The organism is Streptococcus sp. SK140, assembly GCF_000259525.1.
Taxonomy (GTDB): Bacteria; Bacillota; Bacilli; order Lactobacillales; family Streptococcaceae; genus Streptococcus.
Genome location: NZ_AJML01000006.1, coordinates 1 through 24,527, shown reverse-complemented (window position 1 = coordinate 24,527; position 24,527 = coordinate 1). Strand labels below are relative to the sequence as shown.

Here is a 24,527-nt window from a genome sequence, read left to right as displayed (position 1 = left end):
TAATAGCTAGGGCAAAAACCAGTACCCCCATCCCTCCGATGAGGTGGGTAAAACTCCTCCAAAATAGAAGAGAACGACTTAAGACAGAAACATCATTTAAAATGGTTGCTCCCGTTGTTGTGAAGCCAGAACTAATCTCAAAGAAGGCGTCTATCATATTGGGAATTTGCCCTGAAAAGACAAAGGGAAGGGCACCAAAGAATGACCAGAGGATCCAACAGAGGGCTACAATTAAGACCCCTTCTTTTGCATAGATTCGCTGTTTTTTAGGCTTGCTGATGATGCCGAGAAGACCTAGCACAACAAGGATTCCGATGGTAGAGAAAAGTGCTGTAAAAACTTGACTCGATTCTCGATAATAAAGAGCAATGCTAACTGGAACTAAGAGTAGACCAGCCTCGATCAAGAGTAGCTTTGCAAGAAGAAATCGTACCATACTTCTATTCATAGCTTACCTCTCTAACAGATCATAAATCTTGGTGATATTTGATAGTAGTGTGATGACAACTAACTTATCACCGACTTGAAGGCTATCTTCACCTGTTGGGAAGATTGTTTTTCCGTTGCGGATAATAGCAGCAATTAAAATATCTTTTTTGAGTTTCAATTGAGACAAGGGTTTGCCAGTCATTTTATTGGCTTCCTTGATGAGAAATTGAAGAGTCTCAATATGTCCATTTGCAAGGTGGTGCATCGCTTGAAGATCTGAATATTGGGCATTGGCACGACCGTGGATAAAGTGCATGATAGTATCTACAGCGATGGTTTTTGGTGTGATAATACTAGAAAACTCAGGTGCATGGATAATCTCTAAAAGGCTAGTTCGATTGACCTTGGTGATGTTTTTCTGAACACCAACACTATCTAAGAACATAGATGTAATAATGTTTTCTTCGTCAACGCCAGTTAGAGTTGCGACAGCATCGTAGTGTTGGGCGCTTTCTTCTAGGAGGATATCTTTTGCGGTTCCATCACCTTGCACAATATAGAGTTTTGGATATTTTTGACTGAAAAATGCTGCACGATCTGGATTAAGCTCAATGACCTTGGTATCAATACGGCTATCTTTCAAAATACCAACAAGGTAGTAAGCGATTTTTCCAGCTCCAATAATGAGTAAACTTTTAACGACACGAGATTTGACATAGTTATGAAAAAGCATCATGTCTACACGGTTACCTGTAACAAAGATCCGATCCTTATCTTGGAGGACCATATCCCCACTTGGAATCATGAGCTTATGATCGCGCTCAATGGCACAAACGATAACATTACCAAACTTTTTACGGAAATCAGCAATAGACATCTGACAAATATTACTATCAATTCGAACCTTGAATTCCATCAAACTAACCAAACCACCTGCAAAACGCTCAACAGAAAGAGCATTTGGGAAATCGATGATATTAGCGATAGCACGAGCTGCAAGGAGTTCTGGATTGACAATAAGAGAAAATCCGAGAATATTTTTTTCTTTAAAGTAAGGGTTGGAATACTCAGGATTGCGGACACGGACGATGGTTTCTTTAGCCCCCATCTTTTTAGCTAAGACAGCAGAGACCATATTGACCTCATCATACTGAGTCATAGCGATGAAAATATCGCAGTCTTGAACATTGGCAGCTTCTAGCATGGCAAAGTCAGCCCCATTACCAGCAATTCCAATAATGTCAAAACGGCTTGTCATATAATTAAGAACCGTTTCGTTCTGTTCAATTAAGACAACATCATGATTGTCAGCGACAAGTGAACGACAAAGGGCAGAACCAACTTTCCCCCCTCCGACAAGAATAATCTTCATATTAAATAACCTACTTTTTCAATATGTATCTATCATACTCTTTTTTAGAATAAAATGCACTCGGCAACCGACTCTTTTCATTATTAGGGTAGAAAATTGTCCCACTGATAATCTTACTTGTTAAAAATTTAAGATATAAAACAACTATTTTCGTGTAATTCTAATGAATACAGAAGCATTTTTAGCTAATGTAAATATGTTTGTAAAAAAATTGAAAAAATCAAGTCATTTCTATTGACAATCAAGCTGAAAGTGATATACTAAAACAGTAGTTTCGCTGATTTACTTCAAACCTGTTGTGAGGTAAGTTAACGACGCCTTAACCACGCTGTTTGCTGAGCTTGACTCCGGGCAGTGTGGCTATTTTTTTGCACTAGTGAGAGGAAACAAGGCATGACAAATCACATTGTATTATTTGAACCCCAGATTCCACAAAATACGGGTAATATTGCTCGTACTTGTGCAGCAACGAATGCGCCCCTTCATATTATCAAACCGATGGGTTTTCCTATTGATGATCGTAAGATGAAGCGGGCAGGTCTAGACTATTGGGATAAGCTTGAGATTCATTTTTATGATAGCTTGGCTGATTTTATGGAAAAAATGGATGGTCAACTCTACTTGATTTCCAAGTTTGCAGAAAAAGTCTATTCAGATGCAGATTTCACGACAGAAGGAGATCATTATTTTCTCTTTGGGCGTGAAGATAAGGGCTTGCCTGAGGAATTTATGCGTGAGCATCCAGAAAAGGCTCTCAGAATTCCTATGAATGATGAACATGTTCGTAGCCTGAATGTATCTAATACAGTATGTATGATTGTCTATGAGGCCCTCCGACAACAAAACTTTGCGGGCCTCGAACTGGTTCACACTTACGAAACAGATAAGTTGAAATAAACACTTAGATAAAATGCTTGCGCTTGCAAGCTTTTTTTGTTATCATAAAGGGGTCTTCAGGGCAGGGTGAAATTCCCGACCGGCGGTAAATTTGACTAGCTATTTTAGCTTTCTCGTCGTTGTCTTGTCTCGATATACTTTAAGTATTATCTTCGACTACGACGCCTAGATAAATCTAAAATATCTTAGCCAAATAAGTCCGCGAGCGCAAGCTGATGTGGTGAGAATCCACAACCGACAGTATAGTCTGGATGGGAGAAGACGAAAGAATGGCTTTGTCTATTCTAATTGATTTTTTATAGGTAAATTGCAACCGCTTGCTAAAAAAGAGTGAGGGGAAACTTTTGGAATATAAAAATAAAGGATAGATAGAGGAATCCTTTCCAACTTCTTCTGATTTTATAGAAAATTGGAGGAACCTGTTATGACAAACACACGTCGACTTTCGACCATTGCAATTTTATCAGCACTTTCATTTGTGTTGATGTACTTTGACTTTCCGCTTTTGCCAGCGGCATCCTTCTTGAGGATTGAGTTCAGTATTTTACCGGTCCTTGTGGGCTTGGTAGTCTTGGATTTACCAGCAGCTTTTGGAGTGCTTTTCCTTCGGTCCTTGTTGAAAATCCTTCTGAACAATCAAGGGGTTAGTACCTATATTGGTTTACCGATGAATATTGTTGCCTTGGGAGTCTTTGTACTTGCTTTTGGTTTGATTTGGAAAAAAGAGCGAACAACCATGCGTTTCGTCCTAGCTTCACTAGCTGGTACGCTTGGTTTAACTCTAGCTATGCTAGTTCTAAACTATGTTTATGCTGTTCCTTTGTACGCTAAGTTTGCTAATTTTGATATTGAGAAAATCTTAGGGTTGAGCAACTACCTGATGACTATGGTCTTGCCTTTTAATCTGATTGAAGGTATTATATTTGCCATCTCTTTCTGGTTGTTGTTTGTCCTTTTGAAACCAACTTTAAAATACTATGAAAGATAAACAAACATTTATGATGAAGGGCTCTTTTGCCCTTTTACTTTTTATGATTATTGGCTATATTGTCAAATTTTATCCAGAAATGCTGGTCAGTTTTGATCAGCCGATTCAGACTGCCATTAGAGGTGATTTACCTGAGACCTTAACGCTTCTTTTTCGGGCAATTACGCACTTAATTGATATCCCAGTCATTATTAGCTGGGTTTTAATTGTAGCTTTTGTATTTTATCGTAAGCAATGGAAGATGGAAAGTTATCTCATGCTGGGGAATTTGACTTTAGCTGGAATCTTAATCGTAACTTTTAAAAATATTTACCAACGACCACGACCAGAAATTCTACACTTGGTAGAAGAAAAAGGTTTTTCTTTTCCAAGTGGACATTCTCTGGCAGTAACGATTATGGTTGGAACTTTGATTGTGATTTTAAGCCAAAGGATTAAGAATACAGTCTGGAGAAAAATCGTTCAAATCTTGCTAAGTTTATACATCTTCAGTGTATTGGTATCAAGAATTTATCTGGGAGTTCACTACCCGTCAGATGTGATTGCCAGCCTTTGTGTAGGCCTAGGAGTTTTGTTTATGGAGTTTCCTTTCTATGATAAACTGCGTTTTCAATGGCGCTTCAAAGGAAAGCAGAAGTAGGCATTAACCCTTCTTGAGGAGGAAGAAATGGAAGTCAACATAAAAGATCTTCATCCGAGTCAACTATACTTATCAGAAAAGAAATTACAAGATATCCAGATGCTTTATCAGTCGGTAGAATTAATCAATATTGATCCAATCAGTGTTCTTGCATTTGGAGATTATTTGTTGATTACAGATGGGCATCACAGGGCTTATCAGGCTTTATTGATAGGCCAGAATACGATTTCTGCTGAGTGGGATAGAGATGGAGGTGATGAACTATATCATCTCTATGCGCAAGCTTGTGAGAAAAGAAAGATATACTCTGTTCTGGATTTAAAAGATCATATCTTACCTCAAGATGAGTATGAAGCAAAATGGTATAACTGGTGTGATGGTTTTAATCAAGCAGCGGAGCTGGTATTAGGATTAGAAAATGATGACAAAAATCATTCAGATAGATGATTCCTTGCGTCTAGTTCCCTATTTTTTAGCAGATCATCATGATGCAGCTTTGGCTTGGTATCAAGATGTGGATTTGGTGGAACTTGTAGACGGTATTAGAATACCTTATAGTTCAGAAAAATTAAATGCCATGTATTCCTATTTAGAAAGACACGGGGATTTGTTCTGGATTGAGTTTCGAGAAAAGGGAGAGTGGCTTCCAATTGGGGATGTAACCTTATCTCAGGGAAATCTTCCTATTGTGATTGGCAATCCAACTTATCAACATCAAGGACTTGGACGCAAGGTTTTGAAGGCTTTGATTGATCTAGCTCGGCAAAAGGGTTGGGAACAATTGAAAGTTCAAGAAATCTACACTTTCAATCGGATTTCTAGAAGATGCTTTGAGTCTCTTGGATTTGTGGAAAGTGGTACTACTGAAAATGGAGTGAGTTTTGTACTGACTTTGAGCGAATGAATTCTTTCCATCGTGGTAGAAGATTCTGAAGATTGATTTCACCAAAAAAGTGTAACAGAAAGAAATATCAAAAATAAAAATTTCTCTTGCATTTTTTAAAAAATAGTGTATAATAGATGGGTATGTGTAAAGCATACTTGTGGGAGGTAAAAATCTCTAAATTACCGCCAAAACCACAAAGGAGGATTTAAAAATGGCTAAAAAAGTCGAAAAACTTGTAAAATTGCAAATCCCTGCTGGTAAAGCTACACCAGCTCCACCGGTTGGACCTGCTCTTGGTCAAGCTGGTATCAACATCATGGGATTCACAAAAGAGTTCAACGCTCGTACTGCTGACCAAGCTGGTATGATCATTCCAGTTGTTATCTCAGTATACGAAGACAAATCATTTACTTTCGTTACAAAAACACCACCAGCTGCTGTTCTTTTGAAAAAAGCTGCAGGTGTTGAAAAAGGATCAGGTACACCTAACAAAACTAAAGTTGCTACAGTTACTCGTGCACAAGTACAAGAAATTGCAGAAACTAAGATGCCAGATTTGAACGCTGCAAACATTGAGTCTGCAATGCGTATGATCGAAGGTACTGCTCGTTCTATGGGATTCACTGTTGTTGACTAATCAATAACATCCCTATATAACCCGCAAGACTTCATCATTTCGAGAAGTGACGTGGGAGATGAAAATCGATTGAACCACTTACAAGGAGAATAGAAAATGGCTAAAAAAAGCAAACAACTTCGTGCTGCTCTTGAGAAGATCGACAGCACAAAAGCATACAGCGTAGAAGAAGCTGTAGCTCTTGCAAAAGAAACTAACTTTGCAAAATTTGATGCAACTGTAGAAGTTGCTTACAACTTGAACATTGACGTTAAAAAAGCTGACCAACAAATCCGTGGAGCAATGGTATTGCCAAACGGTACTGGTAAAACAGCTCGCGTTCTTGTATTTGCACGTGGTGCAAAAGCTGAAGAAGCAAAAGCTGCTGGTGCAGACTTCGTTGGTGAAGATGACCTTGTTGCTAAAATCAACGACGGTTGGTTGGACTTCGACGTAGTTATCGCTACACCTGACATGATGGCTCTTGTTGGACGTCTTGGACGTGTCCTTGGACCTCGTAACTTGATGCCAAACCCTAAAACTGGTACTGTAACAATGGATGTTGCTAAAGCAGTTGAAGAGTCTAAAGGTGGTAAAATCACTTACCGTGCAGACCGTGCAGGTATCGTACAAGCGATCATCGGTAAAGTTTCATTTGAAGCTGACAAGTTGGTTGAAAACTTCAAAGCATTCAACGAAACAATCCAAAAAGCTAAACCAGCTACTGCTAAAGGAACTTACGTAACAAGCTTGACAATCACAACTACTCAAGGTGTTGGTATCAAGGTTGACGTTAACTCACTTTAATTAGTAATGATTTAACATGAAAGGTTGAAGACAAGTTTGTCTCAACCTTTTTTCTATTAAAAAAATAAAAATACGTATAAACTTTCTAATCTATTTGATATTGTAAAGTATCTAGATAGAAAATTCAGAAAATTTGCTCTTTTCTCTTGAAAATTTTTGAAAAAATGGTATGATAGTAACAAGCTATTTTTAAGAGAAGAGAAAGGGGAACGATGGAGAAAATCATTTTAGACTCACCTAAGACGGGATCGGATCTTGTTTTGGAAACACTTCGTGACTTAGGAATCGACACGATTTTTGGTTATCCTGGTGGAGCAGTACTTCCTTTATATGATGCTATTTATAATTTTAAGGGAATCCGCCATATTCTAGGTCGCCATGAGCAGGGCTGTCTTCACGAAGCTGAAGGTTATGCTAAGTCAACAGGAAAACTGGGTGTTGCAGTCGTCACAAGCGGACCAGGAGCTACAAATGCCATTACAGGGATCGCAGATGCTATGAGCGATAGTGTTCCCCTTTTGGTCTTCACAGGACAAGTTGCAAGATCGGGAATCGGTAAGGATGCTTTTCAAGAAGCTGATATCGTTGGTATCACCATGCCAATCACTAAGTACAATTATCAGGTTCGAGAAACTGCGGATATTCCGCGAATTATTACAGAAGCTGTGCATATTGCGACTACAGGTCGTCCAGGACCAGTCGTCATTGACCTACCAAAAGATGTTTCTGCGCTTGAGACAGACTTCATTTACTCTCCAGAGATAGATTTACCAAGTTATCAGCCAACACTTGAGCCAAATGATATGCAAATCAAGAAAATCTTGAAGCAATTGTCTAAGGCTAAAAAACCAGTCTTGCTAGCTGGGGGTGGGATTAGTTACGCTGAGGCTGCAGCAGAGTTAAATGAATTTGCAGAGCGTTATCAAATTCCAGTTGTGACAAGTCTTTTGGGACAGGGGACAATTGCAACTAGCCATCCACTGTTTTTGGGAATGGGTGGAATGCATGGTTCCTTTGCAGCAAATATTGCCATGACTGAGGCTGATTTTATGATTTCTATTGGTTGCCGCTTTGATGACCGTTTGACTGGAAATCCTAAAACCTTTGCTAAGAATGCAAAAGTAGCACATATTGATATCGATCCTGCAGAGATTGGTAAGATTATCGCAGTTGATATTCCGGTTGTTGGTGATGCGAAAAAGGCTTTGCAGCAGTTACTAGCTGAGCCAATCGTTCGTAACAATACTGAAAAGTGGATTGAGAAAGTTACCAAAGATAAGAATCGTGTTCGTTCTTATGATAAGAAAGAACGTGTGGTTCAACCTCAAGCAGTTATTGAACGCGTTGGTGAGTTGACCAATGGCGATGCCATTGTCGTAACAGACGTTGGACAACACCAAATGTGGACGGCTCAATACTATCCTTACCAAAACGAGCGTCAATTGGTAACATCTGGTGGTCTAGGAACCATGGGATTCGGAGTCCCAGCAGCTATTGGTGCTAAGATTGCTAATCCAGATAAAGAAGTTGTTCTCTTTGTCGGAGATGGCGGTTTCCAGATGACCAATCAGGAATTGGCAATCTTAAATATTTACAAGATTCCAATCAAGGTCATCATGCTTAATAACCATTCACTCGGGATGGTTCGCCAGTGGCAAGAAGCCTTCTATGATGGTCGAACTTCAGAGTCGGTCTTTGATAGCCTTCCAGATTTCCAATTGATGGCTCAAGCCTATGGAATTAAGAATTATAAGTTTGATAATCCTGAAACTCTTGAGAAGGATTTGGAAGTCATCATGGAAGATGAACCAATGTTTATTGAAGTAGACATTTCTCGGAAAGAACATGTTTTACCGATGGTCCCAGCTGGTAAGAGTAATCATGAGATGTTGGGGGTGAAGTTTAATGCGTAGAATGTTAACAGCCAAACTTCAAAACCGTTCAGGTGTTCTCAATCGCTTCACAGGAGTTTTATCGAGACGTCAAGTCAATATCGAAAGCATTTCTGTTGGCGCAACGGAAAATCCTAACGTATCACGAATTACCATTATCATCGATGTTGCCTCACATGATGAGGTGGAGCAAATCATCAAACAACTTAATCGTCAGATTGATGTAATTCGTATTCGTGATATTACGGATCAGCCCCACTTAGAACGAGAAGTAATTCTTATAAAGGTTTCAGCGCCTGCTGAAAAACGTGCAGAAATTTTGGCTATTATCCAACCTTTCCGTGCAACAGTAGTCGATGTAGCTCCAAGTTCCATTACCATTCAGATGACTGGGAATGCAGAAAAGAGTGAAGCTTTGATTCGAGTCATTCGACCTTACGGTATTAAGAATATCGCTCGTACGGGTGCAACTGGATTTACCCGCGACTAATACTCTTCGTAAATCTCTTCAAACTACGTTAGCGTCGCTTTGCCGTAGGTATATGTTACTGACTTCGTCAGTCTTATTTACAACCTCAAAGCAGTGCTTTGAGCAACCTACAGCTAGCTTCCTAGTTTGCTCTTTGATTTTCATTGAGTAAAAGAATCCAACTTAAATTTGTTAAACTAGCCTAACAGGCAATAAAAATAGAAAAGAGAGAAAAAACTATGGCAGTTCAAATGGAATACGAAAAAGATGTAAAAGTAGCAGCACTTGACGGTAAAAAAATCGCCGTTATTGGTTATGGTTCACAAGGACATGCGCACGCTCAAAACTTGCGTGATTCAGGTCGCGATGTGATCATCGGTGTACGTCCAGGTAAGTCTTTTGATAAAGCAAAAGAAGATGGTTTTGACACTTACACAGTAGCAGAAGCAACTAAATTGGCTGATGTTATCATGATCTTGGCACCAGATGAAATCCAACAAGAATTGTACGAAGCAGAAATTGCTCCAAACTTGGAAGCTGGGAATGCTGTTGGATTTGCACATGGTTTCAACATTCACTTCGAATTCATCAAAGTTCCTGCAGATGTTGATGTCTTTATGTGTGCTCCTAAAGGACCAGGACACTTGGTACGTCGTACTTACGAAGAAGGATTTGGTGTTCCAGCACTTTACGCTGTCTACCAAGATGCAACAGGAAATGCTAAAAACATCGCTATGGACTGGTGTAAAGGTGTTGGTGCAGCGCGTGTAGGTCTTCTTGAAACAACATACAAAGAAGAAACTGAAGAAGATTTGTTTGGTGAACAAGCAGTTCTTTGTGGTGGTTTGACTGCTCTTATCGAAGCTGGTTTTGAAGTCTTGACTGAAGCTGGTTATGCTCCAGAATTGGCTTACTTTGAAGTTCTTCACGAAATGAAATTGATCGTTGACTTGATCTATGAAGGTGGATTCAAGAAAATGCGTCAATCAATTTCAAACACTGCTGAATATGGTGACTATGTCTCAGGACCACGTGTAATCACTGAACAAGTCAAAGAAAACATGAAAGCAGTTCTTGCGGACATCCAAAATGGTAAATTCGCCAACGACTTTGTGAATGACTACAAAGCTGGACGTCCAAAATTGACTGCCTACCGTGAACAAGCAGCTAACCTTGAAATTGAAAAAGTTGGTGCAGAATTGCGTAAAGCAATGCCATTTGTCGGTAAAAACGACGATGATGCATTCAAGATCTACAACTAATTTTTAAGAATATAAACAGAAGGCGAGTTGGGGGGAACCTAACTCGCTTTTTATCTTGAAAACTCATCTAGGAGGAGATTATGCTAAGTGCAAAAGATGTGGTGAAAGCCCACAAGGTTTTGAGTGGTGTAGTAGCCAATACACCACTTGACTACGATCATTATTTATCCGAAAAATACGGAGCGAAAATTTATCTTAAGAAGGAAAATGCTCAACGTGTCCGTTCTTTTAAAATTCGTGGAGCTTATTACGCTATCTCGCAATTGACAAAAGAGGAACGTGAACGTGGTGTAGTGTGTGCTTCAGCGGGCAATCACGCTCAAGGAGTTGCCTACACATGTAATGAGATGAAGATCCCTGCAACAATCTTTATGCCAATTACGACACCTCAACAGAAAATTGGTCAGGTTCGTTTCTTTGGAGGAGATTTTGTTACGATCAAATTAGTAGGGGATACTTTTGATGCTTCAGCCAAGGCTGCTCAAGACTTTACTGTAGCTGAAAATCGTACTTTTATTGATCCCTTTGATGATCCCTATGTTCAAGCTGGTCAGGGTACGGTAGCCTATGAAATTTTAGAAGAAGCTCGTAAAGAATCTATTGATTTTGATACTGTCTTGGTACCTGTTGGCGGTGGAGGTCTCATTTCAGGTGTTTCTACTTATATTAAAGAAACAAATCCTCAAATTGAGGTCATTGGAGTCGAGGCTGAAGGTGCTCGTTCTATGAAAGCTGCCTTTGAAGCTGGGGGACCGGTTAAACTTAAAGAAATTGATAAATTTGCGGATGGGATTGCAGTGCAAAAAGTAGGGCAGTTGACCTATGAAGCAACACGAAAAAATGTTGAAACTCTTATCGGTGTAAATGAAGGCTTGATTTCTGAGACCTTAATTGATCTTTATTCTAAACAAGGGATTGTAGCTGAGCCTGCGGGTGCTGCTAGTGTTGCAGCCTTGGAAGTATTATCCGATTATATTAAGGGCAAGACTATTTGTTGTATCATTTCTGGAGGGAATAATGACATCAACCGTATGCCAGAGATGGAAGAACGTGCCTTGATTTATGATGGTATCAAGCATTACTTTGTAGTGAATTTCCCACAACGTCCGGGAGCACTTCGAGAGTTTGTAAATGATATCTTAGGACCTCATGATGATATTACTCGTTTTGAATATATCAAACGAGCTAGCAAGGGAACTGGTCCAGTATTGATAGGGGTTGCACTTGCTGATAAACATGATTATGCGGGATTGATTCACCGGATGGAAAAATTTGACCCATCTTATATTAACTTGAATGGGAATGAGACCCTATATAATATGCTTGTTTAATATGCTATGAAATTTTTATCATATTATTTGCCTAACCTATTTACTAGTGCTATAATGTAAGTGAAGAAAGGGGGAGATTCCCATGGTTTTAAAAGTTATACTTGTTCTAATTATTCTAATGCTTATTGTAGGAGCTATTTTAATGAGCTCAATCTATGTTGTTCGACAACAATCGGTAGCTATCATTGAACGATTTGGTAAGTATCAAAAGTTGAGCAATAGTGGTATTCACCTAAGAGCACCATTTGGGATTGATAAAATTGCAGCTCGTGTACAGCTGCGTCTCTTGCAAAGTGAAATCGTTGTGGAAACCAAGACTCAAGATAACGTATTTGTGACGATGAATGTTGCGACACAGTACCGAGTAAATGAACAAAATGTTACAGATGCTTACTATAAACTAATGAGACCTGAGGCTCAAATCAAATCTTATATCGAAGACGCATTGCGCTCATCAGTTCCTAAGTTAACTTTGGATGAATTGTTTGAGAAAAAGGATGAAATTGCATTAGAAGTTCAAAAACAAGTAGCGGAAGAAATGTCAACGTATGGGTACATTATCGTCAAAACGCTCATTACCAAAGTAGAGCCGGATGCGGAAGTCAAGCAATCGATGAATGAAATCAATGCTGCTCAACGTAAGAGAGTAGCAGCACAAGAATTGGCCGAAGCAGATAAAATTAAGATCGTAACAGCGGCCGAAGCGGAGGCAGAAAAGGATCGCCTACATGGTGTGGGGATCGCAGAGCAACGAAAAGCAATTGTTGATGGACTTGCTGATTCTATTAAAGAGTTAAAAGGAGCCAATGTTGAATTAACTGAAGAGCAAATCATGTCAATCTTGTTAACTAACCAGTATTTAGATACATTGAATAATTTTGCAGAAAAACAAGGTAATAATACAATTTTCTTACCAGCAAATCCTAACGGAGTTGAAGATATACGAACCCATATATTATCGGCTTTAAAAGCCAAGTAAACTAAATCTTAACGTCTTATTTGATTGGATATATGTTTTGTTATTGACAAATACCATAAAAACGTATACAATTAAATATCGTAAAGAATAAAATAGGAGAAAAACATGGCTAAGACTAACTTTGAAAAAGTAGAATCAGTTGTTAGCTGGGTTCGTGATAAGAAGATCACTGGTTATCGTATTTCTAAAGAAACGAATGCACGTGAAATGTCTATCATTGCTCTAGCTCAAGGACGTGCAAAAGTTAAAAATATTTCCTTTGAAACAGCCCTTGGATTAATTGATTTCTATGAAAAAAATCATGAAAAATTTGAAGATTAATCTTTGGATACTAGCAGACTCTAATTAGAGTCTGCTTTTATTTATGGAACGGCGAAATAGCCATGCTATGACCTACTAAACAAATCTATCTGTTAGAATGAACTAGGTTGACAGGAGAGGAGCGATCTCACTCACTCACTCATGAAAATCAAATAAAAGATTAGGAATAGAGTTACAAGCATTACTTGCTCAGGAAACAGAAGAAGGGATAAAAGTAATTTTTAAAGTATATAAAAAGAGGTCGGGATAAAAAACTCCGACCTTGATTTTTATATTCTTATGTTCATGAGCCTTTGACTCAATGTTGATTTGGGATTGAATAGGAAAACAACTCTTGGTTGAAGAGGTTTATTCAACCGCTTTTGTCTTAACCTAAATAGCGTTGTAAAAATTCTCTTGTACGTTCCTCTTTAGGATTTGTAAATAAATCTTCAGGTTTGCCTTCTTCTGCAATAACACCTTTGTCCATAAAGATGACACGGTGTGATACGTCACGAGCAAATTCCATTTCGTGGGTTACAACGATCATTGTCAAGCCTTCTTGAGCTAGTTCTTGCATGATTTTTAGAACTTCACCGACCATTTCAGGATCAAGGGCTGAAGTTGGTTCATCAAAGAGAATGGCATCAGGGTTCATAGAAAGTGCGCGAGCAATGGCGACACGTTGCTTTTGACCACCTGAAAGTTGCTTAGGTTTAGCTTGCCAGTAGCGCTCTCCCATTCCAACTTTTTCAAGGTTTTCTTTAGCAATTTTCTCTGCTTCTGATCGTTCACGTTTGAGGACAGTTGTCTGTGCAACAATCGTATTTTCAAGAACGTTGAGATTTTCAAAGAGGTTAAAGGATTGGAAAACCATGCCTAGTTTTTCACGATAGTGAGTGAGGTTATACCCTTTTTCAAGGACGTTTTCACCGTGATAAAGGATCTCACCTTCAGTTGGTGTTTCGAGAAGGTTGATAGAACGTAGGAAAGTTGATTTACCACTACCGGAACTACCGATGATAGAAATCACTTCTCCTTTATGAATAGTGAGAGAGATGTCTTTTAGGACCTCGTTTTGCCCGTAGGATTTTTTGAGGTGTTTGATTTCAAGGATTGGTTGACTCATTATTTCAAATCCTCCGTTTGCATTTGATTAGCACCTGTCGTGTAGGTATCCATATCCATACGTTTTTCGATGAAGCGGAGGATACGCGTTACTGTGAAGGTGAGGACAAAGTAGATAACTGCTATGATGGTAAAGGTTTGGAAGTACTGGTAGGTTTGTGTTGCTACTGTATTTCCTGAGAAGTAAAGTTCTACTACAGAGATAACGTTCAATACAGAAGTATCCTTGATGTTGATGACGAACTCATTACCAGTTGCTGGTAGAATATTTCGAACAACTTGAGGCAAAACAATCTTACGCATGGTCTGGTTATGAGTCATACCGAGTGCAGTTGCCGCTTCAAATTGTCCCTTATCAACAGACAAAATACCACCACGAACAATTTCAGTCATGTAGGCACCAGTGTTGATTGAAACGATAAAGATAGCAGCTAGCGTACGGTCTAGGTTGATCCCGAAAGCTTGGGCAGTTCCATAGTAGATAACCATAGATTGTACAATCATAGGTGTTCCACGGAAAATTTCAATATAGATATTGAGAATCCAACCGATTAGTTTTTGGATTCCAAAGATAAATTGGTTTTCAGATAGAGGTGCAGTACGGAAAACACCGATAGCAAGACCGATAGCGAGACCAACGATGGTACCGATAATTGAAATGAGAAGGGTAATACCAGCACCACGCAAGAGTTGCTGCCAGTTTTCAGTCAGAATTTTAGCGACTTGGCCAAAGAAATTACTGTTGCTTTCTTCTGTCGTTGTAGATTCTGCAGGTTGCTCTTTGATCATACGATCCATGAGAGCAACTTGTTCATCCTTAGAAATGGTTTCGATACTAGCATTGATTTGGCTAATACGTTCGTCATCCTTACGAAGACCGATAGCGATAGAGGTGTCTTCTTCCCCAGTTTTAAAACCAGGTTCAGGCTGAATCATTTTGAACTTTGCATTTGCTGACTCAGCAGTTAGGGCTTCTGGTCGTTCAGAAACATAAGCGTCAATGACACCAGCTTCAAGAGCTTGACGCATTTGAGCGAAATCACCCATGGCAGTTTCTTTTTTAGCGCCTGGAATTTGAGAAATCAAGTCGTAAAGGTAAACCCCTTGTTGAGAAGTGATTTTTGCATCTTTAAAATCGTCTAGTGTTTTGGCGTTTGCATAGGTAGAATCTTTTTTGACCAAAAGTACTGGTTCGCTAGTATAGTAGCTGCTTGAAAATGCAATTTCTTGTTTGCGTTCAGCAGTTGGGCTCATACCTGCAATGATCATATCAATCTTACCAGAAGTAAGGGCTGGAACAAGTCCTTCCCACTTGGTTTTAACAACCAAGGGCTCTTTACCTAGGTCCTTAGCAATCTTTTTAGCTATTTGGACGTCGTAACCATTAGCATATTGGTTGGTTCCATCGATTTTGACAGCACCGTTACTGTCATCATCTTGAGTCCAGTTAAAGGGTGCGTAGGCTGCCTCCATACCGATGCGTAAATATTCATCGGCTTGGACCTGGCTAACTAGTCCTAAAGTAAGGGCCAGGCTAGCAAGGATAGTTAAGCATAATTTTTTCATGTTTTCTCCTATTTCTAGTCTAAAATTGCTTCTCTCTATTGTATCGAAAAAGCGGAACTTTTTCAATCTTAGTAAACCCTTACTTGTGAAAAATGATATAATAGTGAAAAAACTTGAAAGGGAGTATACGATGAAAAAAAGATGGCTATTTACTTTGGTGTTTGCCTGTTTGCTATTGATACCACGCCTGGTTTTTGCTGTAGACTTTGATATTCTATCTTATAAGGGAGATTTGAATATTCATGCAGATAATACAGCAGTTTTCCAACAAACAATCACCTATCGTTTTAAAGATGATTTTAATGGTCAATCGGTTGGACTAGGAAAAGCAGGGAAAATGCCAGAAGGCTTTGAGATTGATGATGATCCCACTGTTCTAGTATCAAAGAATGGGGAAATTATAGAAGATGCCCTTTCCTACACAAAGGAAAATGGGAAAGGCTATCAAGTAATAATTTTAAATCCAGGAAAAGCTGGAGATACTGTACGTGTAACCATTACCTGGCAATTGAAAAATCTTCTTTTCTTATATCAGGATATTGCTGAGCTGAATTGGCAACCACTGACAGATAGTTCAGGAGACATCAAAGACTTAGAATTCCGAGTAACTTCATATAGTCCGGCAGAGAAAGTCTTTTTTCATACTGGAAAACTCCTCAATGAGGGTAGTGTCGAAAAAGTAAATGATATTTATCGAGTGAAGATGAAAAATCTTCCTAGAAAACGTCAAGTTGAGCTACATGCCTATTGGCCCAGAGAGGCTTTCTCGTTAGCTCCAAGCCAAGGGCTGGAAGAAGAGCGTTTAAGAGATTTTAAAAAAATTGAAATAGAAATAAAAGCTAGCAAAGTGCAAGCTAGTCTCATGATAAAGTGGATTTTTCCAATAATCTTTATCGTGTTATTGATGATGACCATCATGTATTATCGAGCATTTCGTAAACATACGGCCCTCAAAAAGGTATATCCCAAGGATCATCGACTCTACGAACCCCCAATGGATCTACCTCCAATGGTTTTGGCGGAGGCTATTTACTCTACCTCCTTGGAGGAAATCAGTCCCTTGAATAAGAAGAAGTTTGGCAAATTCTCTTTTGAACGATTGATTCAGGCGACCTTGCTAGACTTAGTTGATCGAGGGCATTTATCTATTTTTCAGGGTGAAGAAGAACCGTGGATAAAAATCAATAGTGAAAAAGGCTTGTCGAATTTTGAAAAAGAATGCTTGCGGATGACTCTCTCAACTAATAAAGAACTGGCTCTTTCAGACCTTTTTCCAGAGTATCAAGTTTCTTCAGGACTATTCCATGGAGCTAAGGAAGCTGATGAGCAGCATATTCGCGAATTCGGTTTGCATCTCAAGCGTTCCTTCGAGAGACGACTTCAACGTTTGCAAAGTTGTGTTCGAGACAAGGTAAAAATTCTACGTCTTCCAAGCTATTATCGTCCTTTGACTGATAAAGAAAGTAGTCTTGTGAATGGTATGAAAGTCTGTTCAGCTATAACAGGTTTAATAGGCCTTCTTGTCTTTTATTATAGTCTGCGAACACGTGGTTATTTTTCACTTCCTTTACTTTCCCTAGGTTTAATAGGCTTACTTGCCAGTGCCTTAGTTTATTTTGTGACTCGAGGTCCATCTCGTGATGGAGTCTTAAACGAAGAAGGGGCAGAAGCCTATTACCTTTGGACAAGTTTTGAAAATATGCTTCGTGATATTACTCATCTTGATAAGGCTGAACTAGAGAGCATTGTACTTTGGAATCGTCTTTTGGTTTATGCAACTCTGTATGGATACGCAAAGAAAGTGAATAAGATCATGAAGCTCCACAATATTCAACTTGAAAACGAAACTATGAATCTTTATGTATCTTGTGGATGGGATAAACAGTTTCATATATCTGCTGCTCACATTAATCAATACACTTCGGTCGCAAATACAGCAAGTACCTTCTCTGTATCATCTGGAAGCGGTAGCTCTGGTGGAGGTTTCTCAGGCGGTGGCGGTGGTGGAAGTATCGGCGCTTTCTAAAGAAAACTCAACACAGTCTTTAAAAGTATGATATAATGGAGGGTAGAAAAAGGAGTAATCTATGTATTTTTTTGAAATTTTAAAATCAATCTTTTTTGGGATTGTTGAAGGAATTACGGAATGGTTGCCGATTTCAAGTACTGGTCACTTGATTTTGGCAGAAGAGTTTATCCAGTATAAAGATCAAAATGAAGCTTTTATGTCTATGTTTAACGTAGTCATTCAACTGGGTGCTATCCTAGCCGTTATGGTTATCTACTTTAACAAACTGAATCCTTTTAAACCAGGCAAGGATAAAGTCGAAGTTCGTAGAACTTGGCAATTATGGTCCAAAGTATTTGTTGCGACCCTCCCTCTTCTTTTAGTCTTTAAGTTTGATGATTGGTTTGATACTCACTTCCATAATATGGTTTCAGTAGCCATTATGTTGATTGTTTATGGGGTTGCCTTTATTTATCTTGAAAAACGCAACAAAGCGCAAGCAATTGAGCCAACAGTCACAGAGCTAGACAAGTTGCCTTATAAAACAGCCCTCTATATCGGACTTTTCCAAGTCTTGGCTCTTTTACCAGGGACTAGTCGTTCAGGTGCGACTATCGTCGGTGGTTTGTTAAACGGAACCAGTCGTTCGGTGGTAACTGAGTTTACCTTCTACCTAGGAATTCCAGTTATGTTTGGAGCCAGCGCTTTGAAGATTTTTAAATTCATCAAGGCAGGAGAAGTTTTGAGTTTTGGTCAATTCTTCTTGCTCTTAGTAGCCATGGTAGTAGCTTTTGCAGTCAGCATGGTTGCCATTCGTTTCTTGACTAGCTATGTTAAAAAACACGACTTTACGATGTTTGGTAAATACCGTATTGTCCTTGGTAGTGTCTTGCTACTTTATAGCTTTATTCGATTATTTGTATAAGAAAAAAACCTTGAGGGAAGCTTCCTTCAAGGTTTTAAAATCCAGTCACAGTGACACCCAATAAGCGAACGTCTTTATCTTTATCTGCCAGAGATTCGTAAAGTTGGATAGCCATTTGTGAAATCGTTTCAGCATCTTGGATCTTTTGAGATAAGCTTTTCCGCTTAGTCATTGTAGAAAAGTCAGCATAGCGGATTTTTAAAATAACAATCATTCCAGATTTTTCATGTTTTTGAAGACTAAGGGCAACTCTTTCCGAAAGTAGGGTTAGCTCTTTTTTGATATCCTCTTCTAGATTGAGAATTTTACTATAAGTTTTTTCTTTTCCGATAGATTTACGAATGCGATTGGATTTGACGGGAGAATTATCAATGCCACGAGCCTTGCGATACAGGTCAAAACCGAGTCTACCAAAACGGTCAATGAGACTAATTTCAGAAATTTCTAAAAGATCAGCTCCTGTGAATACGCCCATTTGATGCAATTTTTCAACTGTTTTCTTACCTACACCGTGGAATTTAGCGATATCCATTTGTCTAAGAAAATCTTCAGCTTCATCAGGAAGAATAACTGTCAGGCCTCGAGGTTTTTGGTAATCGCTAGCGATTTTAGCTAAGAATTTATTGTAAGACACACCAGCAGAAGCGGTCAAATGAAGTTCATTCCAAATATCTTGTTGAATTAGTCGAGCGATTTTAACAGCGGACTTGATGCCGAGTTTGTTTTCAGTCACGTCTAGATAAGCTTCATCGATACTCATAGGCTCGATATTATCCGTATAACGTTTAAAAATAGCTCGAATCTGTTGACCGACAGCAGTATATTTTTCGTAGTTTCCAGAAATGAAAACGGCTTGAGGGCAACGTTCATAGGCTTCTTTAGAACTCATAGCTGAGTGGATGCCAAATGCTCGCGCTTCATAGCTACAGGTAGAAACAACTCCTCGACCACCAGTTTTTCTAGGATCACTACCAATCACAACTGGCTTCCCTTTAAGTTTGGGATTGTCTCGAATTTCAACAGCAGCAAAAAAGGCATCCATGTCAATATGGATGATTTTACGAGATAAATCATTCATTAGTGGAAAAATCAACATGGAGAAACCTCTCAGTGCTAGTTTGTTTAATTTTATTATACTCTTTTTCTGAAAAAATGAAAATCAAATAATCTCTTTCAAAAATATAATACAGTTTGCAGCATATTTCGAACTGTATTAGAAAAGAAAGTGTTAAAAAAGTGAGTTTTTAGTTGTTGAAATCGTTTACTGTGTGGTATACTGAATACATGAATGTAACAGATGACTGTTACTAGAAAGAAAAAAGAGGACATTAACATGGTTGTTAAGACAGTTGTTGAAGCACAAGATATTTTTGACAAAGCCTGGGAAGGCTTTAAAGGTGTTGACTGGAAAGAAAAAGCAAGTGTATCACGCTTTGTACAAGCTAACTACACACCTTACGATGGAGACGAAAGCTTCCTTGCAGGACCAACAGAACGTTCACTCCACATCAAAAAAATCGTAGAAGAAACTAAAGCACACTACGAAGAAACTCGTTTCCCAATGGACACTCGTCCAACTTCTATTGCTGATATTCCTGCTGGATTTATCGACAAAGAAAACGAATTGATTTATGGTATCCAAAACGATGAACTCTTCAAATTGAACTTCATGCCAAAAGGTGGTATCCGTATGGCTGAAACTACTTTGAAAGAAAATGGATACGAACCAGATCCAGCTGTTCACGAAATTTTCACTAAATACGTAACAACTGTTAACGATGGTATCTTCCGTGCTTACACTTCAAACATCCGTCGTGCTCGTCACGCTCACACTGTAACTGGTCTTCCAGATGCATACTCACGTGGACGTATCATCGGTGTTTATGCACGTCTTGCTCTTTACGGTGCAGACTACTTGATGCAAGAAAAAGTTAACGACTGGAACTCAATCGAAGAAATTGATGAAGAAACAATCCGTCTTCGTGAAGAGATCAACCTTCAATATCAAGCATTGCAACAAGTTGTTCGCTTGGGTGATCTTTACGGAGTTGATGTTCGCAAACCAGCGATGAACGTTAAAGAAGCTATCCAATGGGTTAACATTGCCTTTATGTCTGTCTGCCGTGTGATCAACGGTGCGGCTACATCTCTTGGACGTGTGCCAATCGTATTGGATATCTTTGCAGAACGTGACCTTGCTCGTGGTACATTTACTGAATCAGAAATCCAAGAATTTGTTGATGATTTCGTTATGAAACTTCGTACAGTTAAATTTGCTCGTACAAAAGCTTACGACCAATTGTATTCAGGTGACCCAACCTTCATCACAACTTCAATGGCTGGTATGGGTAACGACGGTCGTCACCGTGTTACTAAGATGGACTACCGTTTCTTGAACACTCTTGACAACATCGGTAACTCTCCAGAACCAAACTTGACAGTTCTTTGGACTGACAAATTGCCATACAACTTCCGTCGCTACTGTATGCACATGAGCCACAAACACTCTTCTATCCAATACGAAGGTGTTACAACAATGGCTAAAGATGGATATGGTGAAATGAGCTGTATCTCATGTTGTGTATCTCCACTTGACCCAGAAAACGAAGAACAACGTCACAACATCCAGTACTTCGGTGCTCGCGTTAACGTTCTTAAAGCTCTTCTTACTGGTTTGAACGGTGGTTACGATGATGTTCATAAAGACTACAAAGTATTTGATATCGAACCAATCCGTGACGAAGTTCTTGAATTCGAATCAGTTAAAGCTAACTTTGAAAAATCTCTTGACTGGTTGACTGACACTTACGTAGATGCTTTGAACATCATCCACTACATGACTGATAAGTACAACTACGAAGCTGTTCAAATGGCCTTCTTGCCAACTAAACAACGTGCTAACATGGGATTCGGTATCTGTGGATTCGCTAACACTGTTGACACATTGTCAGCTATCAAATACGCTACAGTTAAACCAATCCGTGATGAAAATGGCTACATCTACGATTACGAAACAATCGGTGAATACCCACGTTGGGGTGAAGATGACCCACGTTCAAACGAATTGGCAGAATGGTTGATCGAAGCTTACACAACTCGTCTACGTAGCCACAAACTTTACAAGAATGCAGAAGCTACAGTTTCACTTTTGACAATCACATCTAACGTTGCTTACTCTAAACAAACTGGTAACTCACCAGTCCACAAAGGTGTATACCTCAACGAAGATGGTTCAGTGAACTTGTCTAAACTTGAATTCTTCTCACCAGGTGCTAACCCATCTAACAAAGCTAAAGGTGGATGGTTGCAAAACTTGAACTCACTTGCTAGCCTTGACTTTGGTTACGCAGCTGATGGTATCTCATTGACAACTCAAGTTTCACCTCGTGCTCTTGGTAAGACTCGTGACGAACAAGTTGATAACTTGGTAACAATCCTTGATGGTTACTTCGAAAACGGTGGACAACACGTTAACTTGAACGTTATGGACTTGAACGATGTTTACGAAAAGATCATGTCAGGTGAAGACGTAATCGTACGTATCTCTGGATACTGTGTAAACACTAAATACCTCACTCCAGAACAAAAAACTGAATTGACACAACGTGTCTTCCACGAAGTTCTTTCAATGGATGATGCATTGAGCTAAGATTCATAAATAGTAAATAAAAACCAGTCACTTTGACTGGTTTTTTTGCTATAAAAAAATATTTAAAAAAATGGTCAAAATTGGTCAAATCTCTTGACTAATACTGACCAAAGTGATATACTAAGAACATAAGGATAAGGAAATCCTTAGAAAACCTTGATTTTAAGGTGATTGTGTAATTTATCTTAAGGTCAAAGTGTGGGTAAAACCTAGAAAAGAGGTGCAACCTATGTTTAACATTAGTATTTTTAGAATTCCAATTACAAAATCTACATTGGATAAAGAAAAACCAGAAATTATACGTAGAGTAGCAAGTAGCTAGTCTAAATTTTTTAAAACAAAGGTCAGGGAAAGTCAAATTAATTTGACTAACTAATTTTGAAAACAAACGAGGTATGAAATATGAACAACAACTTTAATAACTTTAACAACATGGATGATTTATTTAACCAATTAATGGGCGGTATGCGTGGATACAGTTCTGAAAATCGTCGTTACTTGATTAACGGTCGTGAAGTAACACCTGAAGAATTTGCTATTTATCGTCAAACAGGACAACTTCCAAGTGAAGGAAGTGACCAAGCTCAGTATGTTCAAGGTAAAGCTATGAAACAAGATGGCATTCTTGCAAAACTTGGACGTAACTTAACAGCAGAAGCGCGTGAAGGTAAGTTAGATCCGGTTATTGGACGTAACAAGGAAATTCAAGAAACATCTGAAATCCTTTCTCGTCGTACAAAGAATAACCCAGTTCTTGTTGGGGATGCTGGTGTTGGTAAAACGGCAGTAGTTGAAGGATTGGCTCAAGCTATTGTGAATGGTGACGTTCCAGCAGCAATCAAGAACAAAGAAATCATTTCTATTGATATTTCTGGACTTGAAGCTGGTACTCAATACCGTGGTAGCTTTGAAGAAAACATTCAAAACTTGGTAAACGAAGTCAAAGAAGCTGGAAATATTATCCTCTTCTTCGACGAAATTCACCAAATCCTTGGCGCAGGTAGCACAGGGGATGGTCAAGGATCTAAAGGTCTTGCTGATATCTTGAAACCAGCTCTTTCACGCGGGGAATTGACAGTGATTGGTGCAACAACTCAAGATGAATACCGTAATACAATCTTGAAAAACGCTGCCCTTGCTCGTCGTTTCAACGAAGTAAAAGTTAATGCTCCATCTGCTGAAGATACTTTCAAGATTCTTCAAGGTATTCGTGATCTTTATCAACAACACCACAATGTTATCTTGCCAGATGAAGTATTGAAAGCTGCTGTTGATTATTCTGTTCAATACATTCCACAACGTAGCTTGCCAGATAAGGCTATCGACTTGGTCGATGTGACAGCTGCTCACTTGGCAGCACAACACCCAGTGACAGATGTACATGCTGTGGAACATGAAATTGAAGAAGAAAAAGCTAAACAAGAAGCTGCAGCTGCTAAAGAAGATTACGAAGCAGCCCTTAATGCAAAAATTCGTATCGAAGAACTTGAAAAACAAATTGCCAACCATACTGAAGATCATAAGGTTACAGCAACAGTTAATGATGTAGCTGAGTCTGTTGAACGTATGACAGGTATTCCTGTTTCACAAATGGGTGCAACTGATATTGAACGTTTGAAAGATATGGGCCACCGTTTGCAAACTAAGGTTATCGGTCAAGATAAAGCCGTTGAAGCAGTGGCACGTGCTATTCGTCGTAACCGTGCAGGTTTTGATGAAGGAAATCGCCCAATCGGTAGCTTCCTCTTTGTAGGACCTACTGGCGTTGGTAAGACTGAGTTGGCTAAACAATTAGCTCTTGATATGTTCGGAACGAAAGATGCCATCATTCGTTTGGATATGTCTGAATACAGCGACCGCACAGCCGTTTCTAAATTGATTGGTACTACTGCTGGTTATGTTGGTTACGATGACAATAACAATACCTTGACTGAACGTGTTCGTCGTAATCCATACTCAATCGTCCTTCTTGATGAGATTGAAAAGGCAGACCCTCAAGTGATTACTCTTCTTCTTCAAGTATTGGATGATGGTCGTTTGACAGACGGTCAAGGTAACACGGTAAACTTCAAGAATACGGTGATTATCGCAACTTCAAATGCTGGCTTTGGTTATGAAGCCAACTTGACAGAAGATGCGGACAAACCAGAGCTCATGGATCGTTTGAAACCATACTTCCGTCCAGAGTTCCTCAACCGTTTCAACGCTGTGATTGAATTCTCACACTTGAGCAAGGAAGACCTTTCTAAGATTGTGGATTTGATGTTGGTTGATGTCAATAAGACACTTGCTAAGAAAGAAATCGACTTGGCAGTGAGCGATGCAGCTAAAGAATACATGACTGAAGAAGGTTATGATGAAGTCATGGGTGTTCGTCCACTCC

The 24,527-nt window shown here is 39.1% G+C and carries 22 protein-coding genes and 1 riboswitch; of the genes, 17 read left to right on the top strand and 5 right to left on the bottom strand.

Annotated features, from left to right (window positions below; translation table 11 throughout):
- Positions 1-448: potassium transporter TrkG (locus HMPREF1116_RS03320; RefSeq protein ID WP_001082104.1), on the bottom strand; the 448-nt coding region annotated here is incomplete at its 3' end.
- A gap of 3 nt (positions 449-451) precedes the next feature.
- On the bottom strand, positions 452-1,801 hold the full coding sequence (gene trkA / locus HMPREF1116_RS03315) for a Trk system potassium transporter TrkA (RefSeq protein WP_000691699.1): 1,350 nt from the start codon (positions 1,799-1,801) through the stop codon (positions 452-454).
- Positions 1,802-2,194: 393 nt separating this feature from the next.
- Here trkA and HMPREF1116_RS03310 point away from each other — a divergent pair, with 393 nt between their 5' ends.
- From HMPREF1116_RS03310 to HMPREF1116_RS03250, 13 genes are all read left to right on the top strand, one after another.
- Positions 2,195-2,698: a tRNA (cytidine(34)-2'-O)-methyltransferase gene (locus tag HMPREF1116_RS03310; protein WP_000181353.1), complete on the top strand. Its 504-nt coding sequence runs from the start codon at positions 2,195-2,197 to the stop codon at positions 2,696-2,698.
- 48 nt (positions 2,699-2,746) lie between these two features.
- Positions 2,747-2,965: riboswitch (FMN riboswitch) on the top strand.
- 157 nt (positions 2,966-3,122) lie between these two features.
- Positions 3,123-3,686: an ECF transporter S component gene (locus HMPREF1116_RS03305; protein ID WP_000185852.1), complete on the top strand. Its 564-nt coding sequence runs from the start codon at positions 3,123-3,125 to the stop codon at positions 3,684-3,686.
- Complete coding sequence (locus tag HMPREF1116_RS03300) at positions 3,676-4,326, top strand: phosphatase PAP2 family protein (RefSeq protein ID WP_000653445.1); 651 nt, start codon at positions 3,676-3,678, stop codon at positions 4,324-4,326. The genes HMPREF1116_RS03305 and HMPREF1116_RS03300 overlap by 11 nt, the downstream gene beginning before the upstream one ends.
- A gap of 27 nt (positions 4,327-4,353) precedes the next feature.
- On the top strand, positions 4,354-4,773 hold the full coding sequence (locus tag HMPREF1116_RS03295; RefSeq protein WP_000453544.1) for a hypothetical protein: 420 nt from the start codon (positions 4,354-4,356) through the stop codon (positions 4,771-4,773).
- Positions 4,748-5,230, top strand: coding sequence for a GNAT family N-acetyltransferase (locus HMPREF1116_RS03290; protein ID WP_007554507.1), 483 nt, complete (start codon positions 4,748-4,750; stop codon positions 5,228-5,230). Before HMPREF1116_RS03295 ends, HMPREF1116_RS03290 begins: the two co-directional genes overlap by 26 nt.
- A gap of 193 nt (positions 5,231-5,423) precedes the next feature.
- The gene (rplK, locus tag HMPREF1116_RS03285; RefSeq protein WP_001085808.1) at positions 5,424-5,849 is read left to right on the top strand and encodes a 50S ribosomal protein L11; all 426 of its coding nucleotides are present in this window, start codon (positions 5,424-5,426) and stop codon (positions 5,847-5,849) included.
- Between the two features lie 96 nt (positions 5,850-5,945).
- On the top strand, positions 5,946-6,635 hold the full coding sequence (gene rplA / locus HMPREF1116_RS03280; RefSeq protein ID WP_001085672.1) for a 50S ribosomal protein L1: 690 nt from the start codon (positions 5,946-5,948) through the stop codon (positions 6,633-6,635).
- A 212-nt stretch (positions 6,636-6,847) separates the two neighbouring features.
- Positions 6,848-8,548, top strand: coding sequence for an acetolactate synthase large subunit (locus HMPREF1116_RS03275; protein ID WP_000411249.1), 1,701 nt, complete (start codon positions 6,848-6,850; stop codon positions 8,546-8,548).
- Positions 8,541-9,017, top strand: coding sequence for an acetolactate synthase small subunit (gene ilvN, locus HMPREF1116_RS03270; protein WP_001253809.1), 477 nt, complete (start codon positions 8,541-8,543; stop codon positions 9,015-9,017). Before HMPREF1116_RS03275 ends, ilvN begins: the two co-directional genes overlap by 8 nt.
- Positions 9,018-9,235: 218 nt before the next feature.
- Positions 9,236-10,258 (top strand): ketol-acid reductoisomerase, encoded by a 1,023-nt coding sequence (gene ilvC, locus HMPREF1116_RS03265; RefSeq protein ID WP_000290683.1) that lies wholly within the window; start codon positions 9,236-9,238, stop codon positions 10,256-10,258.
- A gap of 80 nt (positions 10,259-10,338) precedes the next feature.
- Positions 10,339-11,589 (top strand): threonine ammonia-lyase IlvA, encoded by a 1,251-nt coding sequence (gene ilvA, locus HMPREF1116_RS03260; protein WP_000947298.1) that lies wholly within the window; start codon positions 10,339-10,341, stop codon positions 11,587-11,589.
- A gap of 82 nt (positions 11,590-11,671) precedes the next feature.
- Positions 11,672-12,568 (top strand): SPFH domain-containing protein, encoded by an 897-nt coding sequence (locus HMPREF1116_RS03255; protein WP_000243418.1) that lies wholly within the window; start codon positions 11,672-11,674, stop codon positions 12,566-12,568.
- Between the two features lie 105 nt (positions 12,569-12,673).
- Positions 12,674-12,889, top strand: a complete 216-nt coding sequence (locus HMPREF1116_RS03250) for a capsule biosynthesis transcriptional regulator (protein ID WP_001140700.1) — start codon at positions 12,674-12,676, stop codon at positions 12,887-12,889.
- A gap of 367 nt (positions 12,890-13,256) precedes the next feature.
- Here HMPREF1116_RS03250 and HMPREF1116_RS03245 read toward each other — a convergent pair whose 3' ends face one another.
- Together HMPREF1116_RS03245 and HMPREF1116_RS03240 are read right to left on the bottom strand one after the other, a co-directional pair.
- Positions 13,257-13,997 (bottom strand): amino acid ABC transporter ATP-binding protein, encoded by a 741-nt coding sequence (locus HMPREF1116_RS03245; RefSeq protein ID WP_000081949.1) that lies wholly within the window; start codon positions 13,995-13,997, stop codon positions 13,257-13,259.
- Positions 13,997-15,562 (bottom strand): ABC transporter substrate-binding protein/permease, encoded by a 1,566-nt coding sequence (locus HMPREF1116_RS03240; RefSeq protein WP_000732055.1) that lies wholly within the window; start codon positions 15,560-15,562, stop codon positions 13,997-13,999. The genes HMPREF1116_RS03245 and HMPREF1116_RS03240 overlap by 1 nt, the downstream gene beginning before the upstream one ends.
- 130 nt (positions 15,563-15,692) lie before the next feature.
- Between HMPREF1116_RS03240 and HMPREF1116_RS03235 the strand changes: the two genes are divergently transcribed.
- Together HMPREF1116_RS03235 and HMPREF1116_RS03230 are read left to right on the top strand one after the other, a co-directional pair.
- A complete protein-coding gene (locus tag HMPREF1116_RS03235) occupies positions 15,693-17,588 on the top strand; it encodes a DUF2207 domain-containing protein (RefSeq protein ID WP_000747700.1) in 1,896 nt (631 codons plus the stop codon).
- A gap of 61 nt (positions 17,589-17,649) precedes the next feature.
- Positions 17,650-18,495, top strand: coding sequence for an undecaprenyl-diphosphate phosphatase (locus HMPREF1116_RS03230; protein ID WP_000273482.1), 846 nt, complete (start codon positions 17,650-17,652; stop codon positions 18,493-18,495).
- A 34-nt stretch (positions 18,496-18,529) separates the two neighbouring features.
- On the opposite strand, the gene dinB is transcribed toward HMPREF1116_RS03230, so the two are convergent.
- Positions 18,530-19,591, bottom strand: a complete 1,062-nt coding sequence (dinB, locus tag HMPREF1116_RS03225; protein WP_000904608.1) for a DNA polymerase IV — start codon at positions 19,589-19,591, stop codon at positions 18,530-18,532.
- Between the two features lie 237 nt (positions 19,592-19,828).
- Here dinB and pflB point away from each other — a divergent pair, with 237 nt between their 5' ends.
- On the top strand, positions 19,829-22,144 hold the full coding sequence (pflB, locus tag HMPREF1116_RS03220) for a formate C-acetyltransferase (protein WP_000260625.1): 2,316 nt from the start codon (positions 19,829-19,831) through the stop codon (positions 22,142-22,144).
- 402 nt (positions 22,145-22,546) lie between these two features.
- The coding region (locus HMPREF1116_RS03215) for an AAA family ATPase (RefSeq protein WP_001063443.1) at positions 22,547-24,527 on the top strand (1,981 nt) is incomplete at its 3' end.

Coding starts and splice junctions, on each gene's coding strand:
- trkA (WP_000691699.1), bottom strand. CDS start 1,801: ATGAAGATTATTCTTGTCGGAGGGGGGAAAGTTGGTTCTGCCCTTTGT.
- HMPREF1116_RS03310 (WP_000181353.1), top strand. CDS start 2,195: ATGACAAATCACATTGTATTATTTGAACCCCAGATTCCACAAAATACG.
- HMPREF1116_RS03305 (WP_000185852.1), top strand. CDS start 3,123: ATGACAAACACACGTCGACTTTCGACCATTGCAATTTTATCAGCACTT.
- HMPREF1116_RS03300 (WP_000653445.1), top strand. CDS start 3,676: ATGAAAGATAAACAAACATTTATGATGAAGGGCTCTTTTGCCCTTTTA.
- HMPREF1116_RS03295 (WP_000453544.1), top strand. CDS start 4,354: ATGGAAGTCAACATAAAAGATCTTCATCCGAGTCAACTATACTTATCA.
- HMPREF1116_RS03290 (WP_007554507.1), top strand. CDS start 4,748: ATGACAAAAATCATTCAGATAGATGATTCCTTGCGTCTAGTTCCCTAT.
- rplK (WP_001085808.1), top strand. CDS start 5,424: ATGGCTAAAAAAGTCGAAAAACTTGTAAAATTGCAAATCCCTGCTGGT.
- rplA (WP_001085672.1), top strand. CDS start 5,946: ATGGCTAAAAAAAGCAAACAACTTCGTGCTGCTCTTGAGAAGATCGAC.
- HMPREF1116_RS03275 (WP_000411249.1), top strand. CDS start 6,848: ATGGAGAAAATCATTTTAGACTCACCTAAGACGGGATCGGATCTTGTT.
- ilvN (WP_001253809.1), top strand. CDS start 8,541: ATGCGTAGAATGTTAACAGCCAAACTTCAAAACCGTTCAGGTGTTCTC.
- ilvC (WP_000290683.1), top strand. CDS start 9,236: ATGGCAGTTCAAATGGAATACGAAAAAGATGTAAAAGTAGCAGCACTT.
- ilvA (WP_000947298.1), top strand. CDS start 10,339: ATGCTAAGTGCAAAAGATGTGGTGAAAGCCCACAAGGTTTTGAGTGGT.
- HMPREF1116_RS03255 (WP_000243418.1), top strand. CDS start 11,672: ATGGTTTTAAAAGTTATACTTGTTCTAATTATTCTAATGCTTATTGTA.
- HMPREF1116_RS03250 (WP_001140700.1), top strand. CDS start 12,674: ATGGCTAAGACTAACTTTGAAAAAGTAGAATCAGTTGTTAGCTGGGTT.
- HMPREF1116_RS03245 (WP_000081949.1), bottom strand. CDS start 13,997: ATGAGTCAACCAATCCTTGAAATCAAACACCTCAAAAAATCCTACGGG.
- HMPREF1116_RS03240 (WP_000732055.1), bottom strand. CDS start 15,562: ATGAAAAAATTATGCTTAACTATCCTTGCTAGCCTGGCCCTTACTTTA.
- HMPREF1116_RS03235 (WP_000747700.1), top strand. CDS start 15,693: ATGAAAAAAAGATGGCTATTTACTTTGGTGTTTGCCTGTTTGCTATTG.
- HMPREF1116_RS03230 (WP_000273482.1), top strand. CDS start 17,650: ATGTATTTTTTTGAAATTTTAAAATCAATCTTTTTTGGGATTGTTGAA.
- dinB (WP_000904608.1), bottom strand. CDS start 19,591: ATGTTGATTTTTCCACTAATGAATGATTTATCTCGTAAAATCATCCAT.
- pflB (WP_000260625.1), top strand. CDS start 19,829: ATGGTTGTTAAGACAGTTGTTGAAGCACAAGATATTTTTGACAAAGCC.